The sequence below is a fragment of the Lentzea indica genome, from assembly GCF_012184385.1.
Taxonomy (GTDB): Bacteria; Actinomycetota; Actinomycetes; order Mycobacteriales; family Pseudonocardiaceae; genus Lentzea; species Lentzea indica.
In genome coordinates this window covers 60,623-75,935 of the sequence record NZ_VSRL01000006.1, presented here as the reverse complement: position 1 = coordinate 75,935, position 15,313 = coordinate 60,623, and the positions used below count along the sequence as shown (strand labels likewise).

Genomic DNA, 15,313 nt, shown 5'->3' with positions numbered 1-15,313 from the left:
CTACCGACTCGAGGTTGGTGGTACTTGCAGACGCCTGCGGTCAGCTCGTCGCGATCCGTTGAAGCTGCTCGAACTTGCCGTTGAAGAGGTTCTGGTCGCCGGGGAACAGCCCGGCGGCCTGCCACTGCCAGATCGTGTGGAACTCGAACCCGACCGGCAACGGCCCGAGCGTCGAGTTGTAGTGCGCGACCCACAACGGGTTGTTGTCACCGAACTTCACCGAGCCGCCGACGCACTTGTTCCACCAGCTCGTGGACGTGTAGATGACGGGATGCCGTTTGGTGCGCTCGAAGACCTTGTCGCTGAACGCTTTCACCCACGCGGTCATCGCCGCCTGGTTCATGTTGTAACAGGTCTCGCCGTAGGGGTTGTACTCCATGTCCAGTGCGGGCGGCAGCGTCCTGCCGTCAGGGGACCAGCCACCGCCGTTCTCGACGAAGAAGTTCGCCTGCGTCGCGCCGTCGGAACGGTCGGGCAGCGCGAAGTGGTACGCCCCGCGGATCATGCCCACGTCGTAGGAACCGTTGTACTGCTGGGTGAACTTCGGGTTGCGGTAGTGCGTGCCCTCGGTCGCCTTGACGTAGGAGAACCGGGCACCTTTGTCCCAAGAGGACTTCCAGTCCACGTCGCCCTGGTGGCTGCTCACGTCCATGCCGGGCACTTTGCCTTCTGTGGGCGGCGATTCCGTTGTTCGCGGGCTGCCACCGCCTTCGTGCTTGAGTATCTGGGAACCCGCGAAGTGGTCCGCGGAGCCCTCGGGCAAGGGCGCCGCGGACGCGGGGGCCGGCGTGATGCCGGCGACGATCGCCACGATGCTGATCAAGGTCCGCATGGACTAGATCGTCCGACCATTTGTCCTGATCGGCCACTGGCGTCACCCGTCCAGGCGGCTCAACTCCTCCGCGGTCAACTCCAGGTGGGTGGCCGCTGCGGAATCCCGGATGCTCGCGGGCCGGGAAGCACCCGGAATGGGGACGACCACTTCGGACTTCGCCAGCATCCACGCGAGACAGACCTGATGCGCGCTCACACCGTGCGCGTCGCCGATCTCCTTGAACGGACCGCTCAACGCGCCCGCCTTGCCGATGCCGCCGAACGGGCTCCACGGCAGGAACGCGATGCCGAGCTTCGCGCACAGCTCCAGTTCGGGCTCGCTCGACCGGAACAACGGCGAGAACTGGTTCTGCACGGCCGCGAGCCGCCCGCCCAGGATCTCGTTGGCCAGCACGATCTCGTCCGGGTTGAAGTTCGAGACACCGGCGTAGCGGATCTTGCCGTTGTCCAGCAGCTCCTTCAGCGCGCCGACCGACTCGGCGATCGGCGTCCTCGGGTCGGGCCGGTGGAACTGGTACAGGAAGATCTGGTCGACCCCGAGCCGCCGCAACGATCCGTCCACGGCCTTGAGCAGGTACTCAGGGCGTCCGTCGAGCCCCCAGCCGCCGCCAGGCACGCGGGTGTGGCCGCCCTTGGTGGCCACGAACACCTCTTCCGAACGGCCCCGCAGCCCCTCGGCGATCAGCTCCTCGTTGTGGCCGAAGTCGGTGTCGTCGAGCGAGTAGGCGTCGGCGGTGTCGATGAACGTCACGCCCGCCTCCAACGCGGCGTGGATGGTCTCGATCGCTTGCGCGCGGTCCGGCCTCCCCTGCACGGAGATGGGCATGCCGCCCAGGCCGATGGCACTGACTTCCACTTCTCCGATACGACGCTTCTCCATGGCCTCCACTCTGGACCTCCCCGATTAAGCTGTCCAACGCAGAGAAGTGATCTCATTGAGCACCGCAGGTGATGAATCGTGGAACTCAGACAGCTGGAGTACTTCCTCGCGGTCGCCGAGGAGTGTCATTTCACGCGGGCTGCGCGCCGGATGCACGTCGCCCAGTCCGGCCTCTCGGCGTCGATCCGCGCGCTGGAGGTGGAGCTCGGCGCGCCGCTGTTCCTGCGCACCACCCGTCAGGTCGAGCTCACCCAGGCAGGACGGGCGTTGTTACCGGAGGCCCGTCGCGCGCTCGGCAGCATCGAGTCGGCCAGGGACGCGGTCGCCGCGGTGCAGGGACTGTTGCGTGGCACGCTGTCCGTCGGCAGCCTGCAGTGCCTGCACGTCGTGCACCTGCCCGCGGTGCTGTCGCGGTTCCACGAGCTGCACCCCGGCGTGGAGATCAGGATGCGCCAGTCCGGCAACGCGGAGCTGGTCGAGGAGGTGCGTGCCGGCCGGCTCGACCTCGCGTTCGTCACGCGTCAGCCGAAGATCGCCGACGATCTGCGAGTGTCCACTTTGGCCAGTGAGCCGCTCGTGCTCGCGTGCGCGCCGGAAAGTCCCTTTGCCGACAGGGAATCCGTGGCCCTCGAAGATCTGGCGGGTCAGCCGTTCGTCGACTTCAACGCCGACTGGGGCACGCGCGACGAGGCCGACCGCACACTCGCTGCGGCGAACGTCGAGCGGCGCGTCACCGTCGAGGTCAACGACGTGCACTCACTTCTCGACTTCGTCGGGTTCGGTCTCGGGGTTGCGCTCGTCCCGCAGTCCTTCGCGGCCAAGTCCACCAGGGCGCATTTCGTCGGTCTTCGCGGGGACGTGCCCGTTGCCGAGACCGTTGTCGTCACGAGCAACACCGTCAGCGCTGCCACCGGTGTTCTCCTCGACATGGTCCTGGAGGCGCGGTCGGGGCGTCTGCACATCGCCGGTTAGCGCCCAGCCGTCGTAGGACGTGCGCAGTTGCGTGCCGGGCAGCAACTTCAGCTCGCCGATCTGCACCACCGGCGGTGCCTCCGCGAGCGCGAGGAACGTGCCGACCTCGGTGTCCCGGAAGTCGACCTTCTTGGCGCTGAACGTCACCGCGGTGAACGCGATCCCACCCTTGAACTCGGCCTCCGCCAGGTCGAGCCGTCCGTGGAAGGTCGCGCCGGAGAACAACGTCGGCTTCTTCACCTCGAGCTCGCGCAGTGTCGTGATGCCGTAGAACTGGGCGCGGCGCGCGGTGAACCTGTGGACGCGCCTGCCGTCCAGGCGGAAGTACTCGAGTGCCGCGCCGGTCAGGTCGAGGTCGAAGTACTCCTTCTTGGCGTTCCCCCACGACAGCAGGTCGCGCAGCAACCGCTGGGCGGTGCGCCGGACCTGCTGCTCCTGCTGGTCTTCCGGAGCCACCTTGACGAACACCGTGTCCGGGTCGGCGCCGTTCTTGTCCCACGAGGGGTGGTGGAAGGGCCTGCGCAGGTACGCGCACAAAACGTCGACCACCGTCTGTTTGTAGCGAGGTGTGGAGTTCGCCAGCCACACCAACGAGTGCATCGCACCCACCCGCACCTGGTCGGCCTCGTTGCCGAGCATCTCCACCGAACGCGCGAACCGTTCGTCGGCGACCTTCTCGCTCTCCAGCAAATGCCGCCTGTCGTTGAGCCACAACGCGTACAGCGCGACGACAGCACCACCCGCGACACCGGCGGTCTTCACGATCTCGATCGGTGGCGCCTTCACCAGCCAGAGCGTCACGGCCGTCGCCGACGTGACGACCACAGCCGAAAGGACCGCGGCAAGCCATGCCATCCGCACGTCAGTTCCTCCACGCTTCCGGAAGATCGGCTTCCAGCGCGAACGTACAGCCGTCCGCCTTCACGTCTGCCCACTCCGAGTTGGCGAACTTGGTCTCGCCGCCGAACTTCGTGTCCGTGAACACGGCGATACCGCGCGACTTGAACCGGCTGAACCACGCCTTGCCGCGGATCTCCGTGTGGTGCATGTGGAACCGGCCGTTCGCCTCGGCCTCGGTCACGTAGAAGTGGCCGTGGATCAGCATGTGGTGGAACGAGTTCGAGTCCTCGAAGCGAGCGACCCGCATGTACAGGTCGCCGACCTGCCGGTAGGACAGGTCCATGAACTCGAGGTGAGCCTTGGTCAGGTTGAGGTCGTACCGCGGCGCGTTCTCCTCCTCCAGGCGCGGCAGCAGGTCCTCGATCAGCCGCTGCGAGGTGAGCCGGACCTCCAGCTCGGTCTCCTCGGGGTCGTTCTTCGTCTTCTTGTACGGGCGGCGCAGGTACGCGCAGAGGATGTCGAGCACGGTCTGCGTGTACTCGGCCCTGGACTTCGCGAGGCCGGCGAGCGCGTGCATCGCGCCCACACGCACCTGTGCCGTCTCGTGCCCCAGCAGCTCCACAGCGCGCGCGAACCGTTCGTCGGCCACGCGGGACCTGTCGTGTTCGATGCGCTGGCTCTCGAGCTCCTGGCGGGCCTCCTCGACCTTGCGCCGCCGGTCGTTGAGCCACAACGCGTAGAGCGCGACGATCGCGCCGCCCGCGAGACCGCCGGTCTTGATCGCCTCGTGCTTCGGCGCACCGGGGTCCACGAGCAGCAGCACACCGCCGACCAGCGCAAACATGCCGATGGACGCGAGAATGGTCATCAGCAGCAAACTTCTTTGGCGGCGGTGCTTGCGCTCGCCCGTGCCCCACAGGAACCTCACGAGGTCGGCATTCTGCCAAGCGGCAGGGGCATGATGGGCTGGAACCGGTCCGAACGCGGGGGTGAGGTGAGCAGGTGGAGCGGCCCAACTGGGCGCCGGGGGACATCGACCTGGAACGACCGAGCGTCGCACGGATCTACGACTACTGGCTGGGCGGCGCGCACAACTTCGCCGCCGACCGCGCCGTCGGGCAGAAGGCACTCGAGTACATGCCGGAGCTGCGCGACGTCATCCTCAACCACCGCTCGTTCCTGCGCAGGGCCGTCCGGCACCTGCTCGAGCGGGGTGTCCGGCAGTTCCTCGACCTCGGCTCCGGCATCCCGACGGTCGGCAACGTGCACGAGATCGCCCAGGGCGCCGACCCGACCTCCAAGATCGTCTACGTCGATCTGGACGCGGTCGCCGTCGCGCACAGCCGGTCGCTGCTCAACGGCAACGAGCGGGTGAACGTGCTGCAGGCCGACGTGCGCGACCCCGCGGCGGTGCTCGCGTCGCCAGAGGTGAACGACCTGCTCGACTTCGACGAGCCGATCGCGGTGCTCATGATCGCGCTGATGCACTTCGTGTCGGACGACGAGAAGCCGGCGGCCATCATCGGCGGCTACCGCGACCGTCTCGCTCCCGAAAGCTTCCTCGCCGTCTCGCACGCCGGGTACGAGGCGGACGAGGAGACCGGGTCGTATCGCGCGGTGCGATCGATGTACGACCGCAGCGTCACGCCGATGACGTACCGTAACAAGGCCGAGTTCACCAGCCTGTTCGACGGGTTCGAGCTGGTCGAGCCGGGCGTGGTGCGCATGCCCGCTTGGCGGCCCGAGTCCCCTGACGATCTCGAGCCGTCGGGGAGGCCGTTTCCCGCCTTCGCCGCGGTAGGCCGGAAGGCGTAATGATGACTCCGCACGGCGACCGCCCGTATGCTGCGCGTTCGTGGCGTTAGGGCCGAGCAGATGACCGAACGGGTTGACCACCGGGTGCGTGACGACACCTCTCCTTTGGACCCGGCCGTTTTGGCCGGTGCCGAGTCGTTCGCGCGCAGCTGGGCCACGGCCGTGATCGGGTCGAGCTACGTCCCGATGACCCGTGCCGAGGTCGCGCAGCACCTCCAGGACCTCACAGAGATGCTCGTCGAGGCGCTCTTCGCGAGCCCGTTCCGCACGGCACCCGGCTACGAGATCGGTTCTCGGCTGGTCGACGCGCACTTCACCGGCACGGACACGCTGGGCCGCACCATCCAGCTGCTCGGCGACGACCTGTTGGCCGAGCTGGGCGCGACCGGTGACGACCGCCTGCAGTCCCGGCTGGCCGCGCTTCAGGGCGCCCTGGCCGCCGGGTACGCCCGCGCGCTGCGGGAACGCACGCTCGCCGAGCAGGAGGCCATCAGGGCGGCCGTGCTGGACGCCCGCGACCAGGCCGAGTCGATGCTGCGGGCCTCGGAGGCCCGGTTCCGCGCGATGTTCACCGAGGCCGCGATCGGCATCGGCATCGCCGACATCGACGGCCGGATACTGGACGTCAACCAGGCCCTGCAGGACATGCTCGGGTTCAGCGTCGAGGAGATGCGCCAGTACAACGTGCGCGACCTCATGCACCCCGAGGACGCGGGCAGCGTGTGGCGGCTTTACGACCAGCTCATCGCGGGCGAGTGCGACCACTACCGGGCCGAGAAGCGGTTCCACCGCGCCGACGGCGAGCAGGTGTGGACGCACCTGACGCTGTCGCTGGTCCGCGACGACCACGGCGAGCCGCAGTACCAGGTCGCGATGATCGAGGACGTCACCGACCGCCACCTGCTGCAGAACAGGCTGCGCTACCAGGCGCTGCACGACCCGCTGACCGGGCTGCCGAACAGGGCGCTGTTCCTGGAACGGCTCGGGCGCGTGTTCAACAACAGGGCCAAGCACGTGCGAGCCGGCCTCTGCTACCTCGACCTGGACGGTTTCAAGGTCATCAACGACTCGCTGGGCCACGACACGGGTGATCAGCTGCTGGTCGAGGTCGGCCGCAGGCTCGACCACTCCGTGTCCGGCGAGGGCAAGCTGGTCGCGCGCATGGGCGGCGACGAGTTCGTGATCCTGGTCGAGGGCTCGACCGGTGAGCAGGACATCGTCGACGTGGCGGACCGGGTGCTGACCGAGCTGGAGGCGCCGATCCGCATCGCCGGCCACGAGCTGTCCGTGTCTGCGTCCATCGGCATCGTCGAGCGGCAGCTGTCCGGCACGACCTCAGCGGATCTCATGCGAGACGCGGACATCACGCTGTACTGGGCGAAGGCGGACGGCAAGGCGCGCTGGGCGTTGTACGACCCCGAGCGCAACGCCCGCGAGGTCGCCAGGTTCACGTTGTCCGCCACGATGCCGCGGGCACTGGAACGCGGCGAGTTCTACGTCGAGTACCAGCCGTTGGTGCGGCTGGAGGACTCCACGGTCACCGGCGTCGAGGCCCTGGTGCGCTGGCAGCACCCCGAGTTCGGGCGGCTCGCACCGGACAGGTTCATCGAGCTGGCCGAGGAGACCGGCCTCATCGTCCCGTTAGGACGGTGGGTGCTGCGCAAGGCCTGCGAGGAGGCGCGGCGCTGGCTGGTCGAGTTCGGTGACGCGGCGCCGTTCGTGTCGGTGAACCTGGCAGTACGGCAGTCCCGCGACCCTGAGCTGGTGCGTGACGTCAAGCGGATCCTCGACGAGTGCGCGCTGCCGCCGCACCACCTGCAGCTGGAGCTGACCGAGTCGGCGATCATGGGCACGGCGGACGAGCCGCTGGAGGCACTGCGGGCGTTGTGCGACATGGGTGTGCGCATCGCGATCGACGACTTCGGCACGGGCTACTCGAACCTCGCATACCTGAAGCACCTGCCCGTGCACGAGCTGAAGATCGCCGGCTCGTTCATGGAGGGCCTGCGGGCCGAGAACGAGGAAGACCCCGTCGACTCGCAGATCGTGGCGACGCTGGTGCAGCTCGCGCACGCGTTGTCGTTGGGCGTCACGGCCGAAGGCGTGGAGACGCCGGCTCAGGCCACTCGTCTGCTGCGGCTGGGCTGCGACACGGGCCAGGGCTGGTTCTTCGCCCGGCCCGGTCCACCGGAGAACATCGACAGCCTCCTGCGTGGTGATCTCTAGCTCGGGGAACACCGTGGGTCATGAAGTCATTGGCCCAGGTCGTGCTCCTGCTCGTGATGATGGCCCCGGTCGTCCGCGCAGCTGATGTCGTTCCACTGCCCGCTGACAAACAGGGCTTCGGCACGGCCAGGTCCGCGGCCAGTCCGGTGTGGTTCACGCTCGGCCACCAGGGCCTGTCCGAGATCTTCCACCCCGACCTGAGCACGCCCGCGACCCGTGAGACGCGGCTGCTGGTCGACGGCAAGCCCGGCCAGGCACGCACCGAGCCCGCCGACGACCGGTCGCTGACGTTCCGGCAGCGGTTGCGCGGCGACGGCTGGCAGGCCGAGATCACCTACGTCGCCGATCCGCAGCGAGCGGCCGTGCTCGCGGACGTCGCGGTCACGGCTCAGCGCCCGGTCCGGTTGTCGGTCGAGCACGTGCCGATGAAGGGCTCCAGCGAAGTGGTCAGCACGTTGCCCACTGAGCCGGTGCGGCACGCTCACGGCACGGTCGTGGTCGGGTTCGGTGAAGGCGTCGCCCAGGCCGCGCTGAACCGCGGGTTCGGTGCGGTGGCGCGGGAGTACGCGCGGGGCTGGCACGCGTACCTGGACGGGCTGCGGCGGCCGAAGGCGGCGGACCGGCGGCTCTACGACATGTCCGTGATGGTGCTGGCGGCGACCGAGGACAAGCGCAACCCCGGCGCGTTGATCGCGTCGCCGAGCTTCCCGTGGGCGTTCGGGTTCGACCGCGAGCTCGCGCCGGAACTCGGGCCGTACGCGCTGGTGTGGCCGCGCGATCTCTACCACGTGGCGACGGCCATGATCGCGGCCGGTGATCGTGGCATTGCCTTGCGCGCGTTGGACTTCATGCTTCGCAGGCAGCAGCAACCGGACGGCCACCTGCCGCAGAACACGCGCGTCGACGGCACGCCGTTCTGGAAGAGCATCCAACTGGACGAGACCGCGGCACCACTGCTGCTGGCCTGGCATCTGGATCGACGCGACCGGTCCACAATGGATTCTCTCCGCCGAGCCGCCGACTACTTGCTGAGCTACCCGAACTCGCCGTTCAGCGAGCAGGAGCGGTGGGAGAACCAGAGCGGCTACTCGCCCGCCACGATCGCCTCGGTCGTCGCAGGACTCGTGTGCTTCGCGCACCTGGTGCAGCGCAACGGGGAGAACGCCGATCGGTATCTCAAGGCCGCTGACGAGTGGCAGCGAAAGGTGGAGAACTGGACGGCGACGCGGACCGGGCCGTACGAGCCCAAGCCGTACTACCTGCGGCTCACCAAGGACGGCCGGCCCGACGCGGTAACCAGAGGTACAACCTGGGTGACAACAACCCCGCCGACATCGACCAGCGGGCCGTCGTGGACCCGAGCTTCCTGGAGCTGGTGCGGCTGGGCGTCAAGCGCGCCGACGACCCGGTCATCCGCAACACCGTGCGGGTCGTGGACCAGCAGCTGAAGGAACAGGGCTACTGGCACCGGTTCACCAACGACGGTTACGGCGAGACCGCGGACGGCAGGCCGTGGAACCTCAACTGGCCGACTCCGACGCGCACGTACGGACGGCTGTGGCCGTTGCTCAGCGGTGAGCGCGGTGAGTACGAGCTGCTCCTGGGAAAGCAATCCGCCGAACGGTTGCAGGAGATCGCGGCGACCGCCAACAGCGGTCTCATGCTGCCAGAACAGGTGTGGGGTGGCCGAGGAACCACCTCGGCCACCCCGCTCGCCTGGACGCACGCGCAGTACGTGCGGCTGGCGTGGTCGCTCGACCGGGGTGCGCCGGTCGAGCGGCCATCCGTTGTCGTGTCGCGTTATCTCAGCTGAAGGACTTCTTCGCGACGTTGTGGCCGGAGATCTCCACGACTGGCTGGGCGGAACCGAGCGACGAACTGCGGTACTCGGCCTTGAGCGTGAGGGTCTCGCCCGGCCACAGCGTCACGTAGTTGTCGCTCCACTGCGTCGGCAGCACCTCGGCACCGCCCTGACCCTTGCGCAGCGACGCCCGCACGAAGAAGGCAACGGTGTTGCCGGTGTTCTTCAGCGTCACGGTGGTCACCTGCTTGTCGTCGCCGACCGGCGCGGTCGACACGGTGGAGGACACCGTGCCGGGCTTCAGGGTGTTGAGGCCCTTCAGGTCGGCGTACCCGGACTGAGGCGTGTGGTACCAGGTCGAGCCGCCGTAGTTCAGCGTGTCGGCCTTGGTGGACAGCCAGTAGACGTTGCGGTCCACCACGTTGCCTGCCGCGTCTTTGAGCAGCAGGCGCACGAAGTACGTCGTGGAAAGTCCTGAAGGCTGCGGCAGCGAGCCCACCTTGGTGGGGCCGTTGGCCTTCGAGTTCACGTTGCGCGTCTCGTCGGCCTTCTGCGTGCCGTCCAGATTGAACAACGTGACCTGCAGCTTCAGACCGTTCGCGTCCTGCAGACCGGTGTTCATGACGGCCAGCGACTTGTCGTCGTAGGAGTACTGGGCGTGCAGCGGACGCAGACCGGTCTTGGCGCCGAAGTACGAACCCGCCGTGGCGAGGTAGTAGTCGTACAGGTGCCAGTAGAGGGTCGGCCACGCGTTGTTGAGCATCCAGTAGATGACACCTGTGGACGGGTTGCTGGCGTCGTTGAAGTTGTCGCCGAACGCCTCGAACTGCGAGCGGTTCGTCTCGTAGTTCGCGAGCTGCGCCTTGCGGACGAAGTCCTCGACGTTGGTCGGCTTGCCGTAGCGGTTGTCCAGCGCCGTGCCCCAGAAGGTGAGCTTGTTGAAGGTGCTCGACGGCGACAGGTGGTACTGCGTCGCGTTGTAGTTGGTCAGCTTGTCGATCTCGCCCTGGGACAGGAACTTCTTCAGCTCGTCCATCTCCGGGATGGTCGCGCCGGGGCCGATCTCGGACGCGAAGCCCGCCGCGCCGCCCTTCTGCTTGTTGAACCAGTAGACCGGTGGCTCCCACCAGTACGGGCCGTCCATCTTCATGCCGGGGTTGCCGAGCTGTGGCGAGCTGATGTTCTTCGCCGACGAGATGACCGGCAGGTTCCACTCCGCCCGCTTCAACGCGTCGAGGTAGATCTTCTCCAGGCCCGCGCCGGGCGCGTTGTCGGAGCCGATCATGAAGCCGATCATGCTCGGGTGGTTGCGGATGCGCTTGGCCTCGCTCTCCGCGGACTCACCGGCGACCCGGTTGTCCTCGGCGTCGAACGAGTCGTACTTCTCCCACTTCGAGCAGCACTCCCAGCCGGTGAGCAGCATGATGCCCCTGCGGTCGGCCAGGTCGTAGAGCTCGTCGTTCTCCGGCTTGCCCTCCAGCCGGATGGTGTTCATGCCCATCGCCTTGACGAGGTCGAGCTGGTCCTCGATGTAGCGGAGGTCGGTGCGCAGGAACAGGTCAGACGCCCAGCCGCCGCCGCGGACCAGGAACGGCTTGCCGTTGATGGTGAACTGACGGCCGCTGCCGCGGATGGACGACGTGACCTCGCGGACGCCGAAGGTCGTCTTCGCCGTGTCGGACTCGGTCGTACCGACGTTCGCGGCGAGCGTGGCCAGGTAGAGCGGCTGTGCGCCCATCTGGAACGGCCACCACACCTGCGGGTTCTGCAGGTCCTGGGTGAACGTGACGGTCTTGGTCTGGTTCGCGTTGAGCTGTACCTGTTGCTTGAACACCTGGCCGGCGACGGTGGCGGTGACCTCGGCGTTCACGGCCGAACCGGTGTTGTTGCGCGCGTCGACCTTCGTGGTGATCTTCGCGCTGCTCAGGCTTGGCAGCGGCAGGTCGGAGTCGACGCGCAGGTTGCGCAGCGAGACCGGGCCGCTCGGCTCGAACGTGACGTCGCGGAAGATGCCCTGGTTGCGGTCGGGAGGCAGCTGAGCCCAGTCGATGAAGTGGATCAGCAGGTCGTTCTGCGGGTCGGACGTCGAGGCCTTGATCGCCAGGGCGTTGTCCCCCTTGCGCAGCAACGAGGTCACGTTGAACTCGTGCGTCGGGTACGCGCCGACGACCTTGTCCGTCCCGGCGACCTTCTGACCGTTCAGCCAGATCTCGCCGCGCGAGATGATGCCGCCCTTGAGCTTGAGGAACGTGTTCACGCCCGGCTGCGGGTCCGCCTGGAACACCTTGCGATACCACCAGGCGACCTTGAAGTCGCTGGGGTTGGCCTTCTTGAGATTGTCCGAGTAGTTGACGTCCCCGTACTTGTTGTTGGCGATCAGGCCGGCCATCACGGTGGACCGCGCGGGCACGGTGAGCCAGCCGTTGTCCGAATAGGCCGGTCCGGAGATCACGTCACCGGACTGCGTGGCCTTGGCGCTGGTCTGCATCCGCCAGTCGGGGACGGTGGAGGTCGTTCCCGGGCTCGCGGCCACCTTGAGCGCCGCTCCCGTGCCGGGCACGGGTCCCGCGTTGGCTGAGGTGCCTGGCACGAGCAAAGCCAGGCCCACCGCGGCCACGACCAGTGTCGGTAGCGGTCGGTTGCGCAGCATGTCGCTCCTCGACGCATCGGGGCGGCGGCGCTTCGGGGTATCGTAAAGAAGGTTTCCTTTTTGTGGGGTCACCGGCAATGCGCCTTACGGGTGACACGGGACACGCCGTTCGCCACCCTCCGTGCGCGACGATCCGATACGTTGGCCGTCATGCGTCGACTTGCCGTCCCGTTCTTGCTGGCAGCCGTCCTGACCGGGTGTTCTTCGACGGAACCGGGATCACCCTCCGCGGGGAACCAGAACTCCCCGGCGCCGACGACCGGAACTTCGGCCGGTACCGCCCCCGTGAACAGGCCCAAGGCCGTCGACATGAAGACGCTCGACCCGTGCTCGCTGATCACGCCCGAGGTGAAGACCGCCCTCGGCATCCGGCTCGTGAATCCGCGCGAGCCGCTCGCGGAGTACGGCGAGGGCAGCAAGACGTGCAGCAACAACTACGAGGACCGCACCTACTCCTCGTCCATCTACACGCTCGTCAACGGCGGAGTTGACAGGCTCAAGAGGACGGTGGGTGAGGCCAAGCTCACCTCGCTCCAGATCGCCGGCTATCCCGGGTACCTCACCCAGCGGGAGGCGGTCGGCGGAGGCCCGGGTTGCGAGGTCTACCTCGACGCGAACGACGGGCAGTTGTTGCTGGTGAACGCCATTGCCGGGCTGGGCGGGGACAAGGCCACGATGGACGGAGCGTGCGAGAAGGCGAAGGCGCTCGCGAACGCCGTCGGAGCCGTGCTCGCGACCAAGTGACGTTTGAGTAGAACTACGTGCCTTGTACCGGGAACCGGTCACCCGCGTAATGCATCAGAGCTAAAGTCGTCCCAAATGCACACACGGCCCATCCTTGCGGGCCGTACTGAGGAGGGTGTGCCCGTGTATCTCGCGGATGGTGGAGGCAGCTCGTCGCCCCCGGAGTTCGGCCAGCGCAAGCTGAAGGTCGAACCACATGCGATTCCGCAGACGCGAGCGGCGTTCGAGCACGCGCTCGACGAGTTCGACGCGAAGATCACGCCGGTCGCGGACGACCTGCCCACGAGGCCCTGGGCGGGGGACCCGATCAGCAGTGAGACGTCGAAGGCGTTCAACGAGCAGACCTCCGGCAAGGCGCTGGCCGCGCTGAAGACCTACCGGCAGCAGCTCGTCGGCGTCATCGATCAGCTCAAGATGATCGAGGAGCAGTACCGCCAGACCGAGGGCGACAACGAGGCCATGTGGGGCAAGCACCTGCGGGACCGGGACTGAGAGGGGGACTGACCGATGACTGACCACCGCTTTCAGGGGTATGGCCACCCCGAGCTGTACAACATGATCAACTCCGGCCCTGGCGTCAGCGCCTCCATCCCGGTCGAGCGCAGCTGGAAGCAGATCGCCGCCACGCTCGCCCAGATCGACGGCGACCTGCACCAGTCGCTCGCCAAGATGGGCGCGGACTGGGAGTCCGACGCCGGCGCCGCCGCTCAGGGCGCGCTGTCGCCGCTGGCCGAGTGGGCCGGGTTCGCCGAGCAGGGCGCGACCACGATGGAGAGCTCCGCGCGCCTGCAGGGCGAGTACATCGCCGACGCGCGCAAGAAGATGCCCGAGGTCGTCCCGGTCACGACCGAGAAGCCGGGCTTCATGGACATCGCCGTCGGCGCGCTGACGGGTCCGGTCGGCATGGCGCACGTCGTGGGCCAGCAGGTGGACCACGAGCGGCAGGAAGCCGCCGCGGACAACGCCGCCGCCCAGGCCGTCAAGGTCATGGAGGACTACCAGTCCGACAGCCGCTGGAACAGCTCGACGCTCGGTGAGTTCCCGACGCCGCCGCAGGTCGTGATCGACACGCCTCCGCCTGGCGACACCGGCACCGGCAGCTCGCGCGCCGGCTACACCTCGACCGGCGTGCACTCGCCGTCCGGCAACACCGGCACGACCACGCCGTCGTGGACGCCGCCGCCGGCTCAGCCGCCCGTGTCCCAGACGTGGACGCCGCCCGGCGACACCACCAACACGTCGTGGGCGCAGCCTCCGTCGACGCCGCCGGGTCACACTCCGACGCCGCCGCCGACGAACTTCCCGCAGCCGACGCCTCAGCCCACCCCGACGCCCCACGCCTGGCGGACCGGTGTTCACCCGGCCGACCACGGGCGTGCCCGGTGGTGGCCGCGGTGGTCAGCTCGGTGGCGTTCGCGGTGGTCAGCTCGGTGGTGGCAAGGCGTTCGGCCCGATGTCCGGCTCGCTCGGCTCGTCCAGTCAGGGCACGATGAAGCCCGGCGGCATGCCCGGAATGGGTGCCGGCCCCGACGCGATGCGCGGCGGTGCCATGGGCTCCGGTGCGGGTGGCAAGGGTGGTGCGGCGGGTGCCGGCGCTGGTGCCGGTGGCGCGCACGGCCAGAAGGGCGAGGGCGAGGACGACATCGAGCACAAGGCTGCCGACTACCTGGTCGAGACCGACGACGTGTTCGGTGACGAACGCATGGTCGCGCCGCCGGTCATCGGCGGCTTCACCGAGTGAGCCTGTTCGGCGGCCCGGCGGAGAGGGAGCCGATCACTCTCTCCGCCGAGGAGTTCGACGTGGTGTGGGAGCGGATGAACGCCGGTCCCATGCCGCTCGTGCTCAAGGTTCCTTCGCCGGGTAAGACGCGTGACGAGCGCATCGCGCTCGAGAACCGCGTCTACCAGCAGCTGGACCACCGCCGCCTCGGCAACTCACGTGGGCTTTCGTCCGAACTGGACGGACTGCTGCGCATGTTCGTCAAGCCGGAGCGGGAGGCGGACGGCCGCCTCTGGATCGGCCACAGCCTGCGCGTTCTCGCCGTCGCGAACGGCGACTGGGGCGCGCTGGCGACGTTGCGGGACAACCAGCTGACGTTCCAGCCGTGGGCGGGCTCGGGGCTCGCCTCCGCGGTGCTGTCGGTGCTGCCCGCACACCCCGCCGGCACGGGTCTCTCGGTGACGCTGCCCAGCGAGGACATCGAGAAGGCGATCTCCCAGACCGACGGCTCGCCGAAGTCGATGGAGGCCGCGTTCAGGACCATCGGCCTGCGCGAGGACGACGCCAAGGCGCTGGTGAAGATGTTCACCGGGCTCGTGCACACCGGGAACTTCGGTGCAGCGGCCCGCGACAAGTACGGCAAACGCTGGCGTCCCGAGCGAGTGGTCGCGTTCTTCGACACTGAAGAAGGCCGCTACCTGCAGCAACGCCGTGCCTCGAACGGTCAGCCGCCGTGGAGCACGTTCACGCCGACCGACGCCCGCCGCATGATGCACCAGGTGGACGAGCTGATCTCCGAAGCGGTTCGTTCCGCGGGCGGCTGATGTCTGG

Annotated in this window: 14 protein-coding genes; 10 read left to right on the top strand and 4 right to left on the bottom strand. The window is 67.9% G+C overall.

All coding sequences use genetic code 11. The features are described 5' to 3' along the window. Positions 1-40: 40 nt before the first annotated feature. Positions 41-652 carry a lysozyme gene (locus tag FXN61_RS03205; protein ID WP_376770572.1) on the bottom strand — a complete coding sequence of 204 codons (612 nt, stop codon included), beginning with the start codon at positions 650-652 and terminating at the stop codon, positions 41-43. A 64-nt stretch (positions 653-716) separates the two neighbouring features. On the opposite strand from FXN61_RS03205, the gene FXN61_RS54105 reads away from it, so the two are divergent. Continuing rightward, the gene (locus FXN61_RS54105) at positions 717-839 is read left to right on the top strand and encodes a hypothetical protein (protein ID WP_281360296.1); all 123 of its coding nucleotides are present in this window, start codon (positions 717-719) and stop codon (positions 837-839) included. Between the two features lie 35 nt (positions 840-874). On the opposite strand, the gene FXN61_RS03200 is transcribed toward FXN61_RS54105, so the two are convergent. Beyond that, entirely contained in the window at positions 875-1,714 is an 840-nt protein-coding gene (locus tag FXN61_RS03200; protein ID WP_167970035.1) for an aldo/keto reductase, read from the bottom strand. A gap of 78 nt (positions 1,715-1,792) precedes the next feature. On the opposite strand from FXN61_RS03200, the gene FXN61_RS03195 reads away from it, so the two are divergent. Next, positions 1,793-2,686: a LysR family transcriptional regulator gene (locus tag FXN61_RS03195; protein ID WP_167970033.1), complete on the top strand. Its 894-nt coding sequence runs from the start codon at positions 1,793-1,795 to the stop codon at positions 2,684-2,686. Positions 2,687-3,548: 862 nt separating this feature from the next. Here the strand turns inward: FXN61_RS03195 and FXN61_RS03185 are convergent. Beyond that, a complete protein-coding gene (locus FXN61_RS03185; RefSeq protein WP_312877515.1) occupies positions 3,549-4,454 on the bottom strand; it encodes a hypothetical protein in 906 nt (301 codons plus the stop codon). 74 nt (positions 4,455-4,528) lie between these two features. Between FXN61_RS03185 and FXN61_RS03180 the strand changes: the two genes are divergently transcribed. The 4 genes from FXN61_RS03180 to FXN61_RS54100 are packed head-to-tail and all read left to right on the top strand — an operon-like array spanning position 4,529 to position 9,380. Further along, positions 4,529-5,341, top strand: a complete 813-nt coding sequence (locus FXN61_RS03180; RefSeq protein WP_167970032.1) for an SAM-dependent methyltransferase — start codon at positions 4,529-4,531, stop codon at positions 5,339-5,341. Positions 5,342-5,401: 60 nt separating this feature from the next. Continuing rightward, positions 5,402-7,567: a putative bifunctional diguanylate cyclase/phosphodiesterase gene (locus FXN61_RS03175; protein WP_188134612.1), complete on the top strand. Its 2,166-nt coding sequence runs from the start codon at positions 5,402-5,404 to the stop codon at positions 7,565-7,567. Between the two features lie 20 nt (positions 7,568-7,587). After that, positions 7,588-9,015, top strand: coding sequence for a glycoside hydrolase family 15 protein (locus FXN61_RS03170; RefSeq protein ID WP_167970031.1), 1,428 nt, complete (start codon positions 7,588-7,590; stop codon positions 9,013-9,015). Beyond that, complete coding sequence (locus FXN61_RS54100; protein WP_376770571.1) at positions 9,000-9,380, top strand: glycoside hydrolase family 15 protein; 381 nt, start codon at positions 9,000-9,002, stop codon at positions 9,378-9,380. The genes FXN61_RS03170 and FXN61_RS54100 overlap by 16 nt, the downstream gene beginning before the upstream one ends. On the opposite strand, the gene FXN61_RS03160 is transcribed toward FXN61_RS54100, so the two are convergent. Further along, positions 9,373-12,018, bottom strand: a complete 2,646-nt coding sequence (locus FXN61_RS03160) for a glycoside hydrolase family 2 protein (protein ID WP_167970029.1) — start codon at positions 12,016-12,018, stop codon at positions 9,373-9,375. The two genes, FXN61_RS54100 and FXN61_RS03160, sit on opposite strands and share 8 nt — an antisense overlap. A gap of 150 nt (positions 12,019-12,168) precedes the next feature. Here FXN61_RS03160 and FXN61_RS03155 point away from each other — a divergent pair, with 150 nt between their 5' ends. The 4 genes from FXN61_RS03155 to FXN61_RS03140 all read left to right on the top strand — a co-directional run bounded on the left by FXN61_RS03155 (position 12,169) and on the right by FXN61_RS03140 (position 15,306). Further along, positions 12,169-12,762, top strand: coding sequence for a DUF3558 domain-containing protein (locus FXN61_RS03155; protein WP_167970028.1), 594 nt, complete (start codon positions 12,169-12,171; stop codon positions 12,760-12,762). 123 nt (positions 12,763-12,885) lie between these two features. Then, complete coding sequence (locus tag FXN61_RS03150; protein WP_167970027.1) at positions 12,886-13,254, top strand: transcriptional regulator; 369 nt, start codon at positions 12,886-12,888, stop codon at positions 13,252-13,254. A 15-nt stretch (positions 13,255-13,269) separates the two neighbouring features. Next, positions 13,270-14,457 carry a PPE domain-containing protein gene (locus FXN61_RS03145; protein WP_167970026.1) on the top strand — a complete coding sequence of 396 codons (1,188 nt, stop codon included), beginning with the start codon at positions 13,270-13,272 and terminating at the stop codon, positions 14,455-14,457. A 42-nt stretch (positions 14,458-14,499) separates the two neighbouring features. Continuing rightward, positions 14,500-15,306, top strand: coding sequence for an ESX secretion-associated protein EspG (locus FXN61_RS03140; RefSeq protein WP_167970025.1), 807 nt, complete (start codon positions 14,500-14,502; stop codon positions 15,304-15,306). Positions 15,307-15,313 lie beyond the last annotated feature (7 nt).

Bases quoted from the DNA above. Each gene is read 5' to 3' on its own strand.
- FXN61_RS03205 (WP_376770572.1), bottom strand. From the start codon at position 652: ATGGACGTGAGCAGCCACCAGGGCGACGTGGACTGGAAGTCCTCTTGG.
- FXN61_RS03200 (WP_167970035.1), bottom strand. From the start codon at position 1,714: ATGGAGAAGCGTCGTATCGGAGAAGTGGAAGTCAGTGCCATCGGCCTG.
- FXN61_RS03175 (WP_188134612.1), top strand. From the start codon at position 5,402: ATGACCGAACGGGTTGACCACCGGGTGCGTGACGACACCTCTCCTTTG.
- FXN61_RS03170 (WP_167970031.1), top strand. From the start codon at position 7,588: ATGAAGTCATTGGCCCAGGTCGTGCTCCTGCTCGTGATGATGGCCCCG.
- FXN61_RS03160 (WP_167970029.1), bottom strand. From the start codon at position 12,018: ATGCTGCGCAACCGACCGCTACCGACACTGGTCGTGGCCGCGGTGGGC.
- FXN61_RS03155 (WP_167970028.1), top strand. From the start codon at position 12,169: ATGCGTCGACTTGCCGTCCCGTTCTTGCTGGCAGCCGTCCTGACCGGG.
- FXN61_RS03145 (WP_167970026.1), top strand. From the start codon at position 13,270: ATGACTGACCACCGCTTTCAGGGGTATGGCCACCCCGAGCTGTACAAC.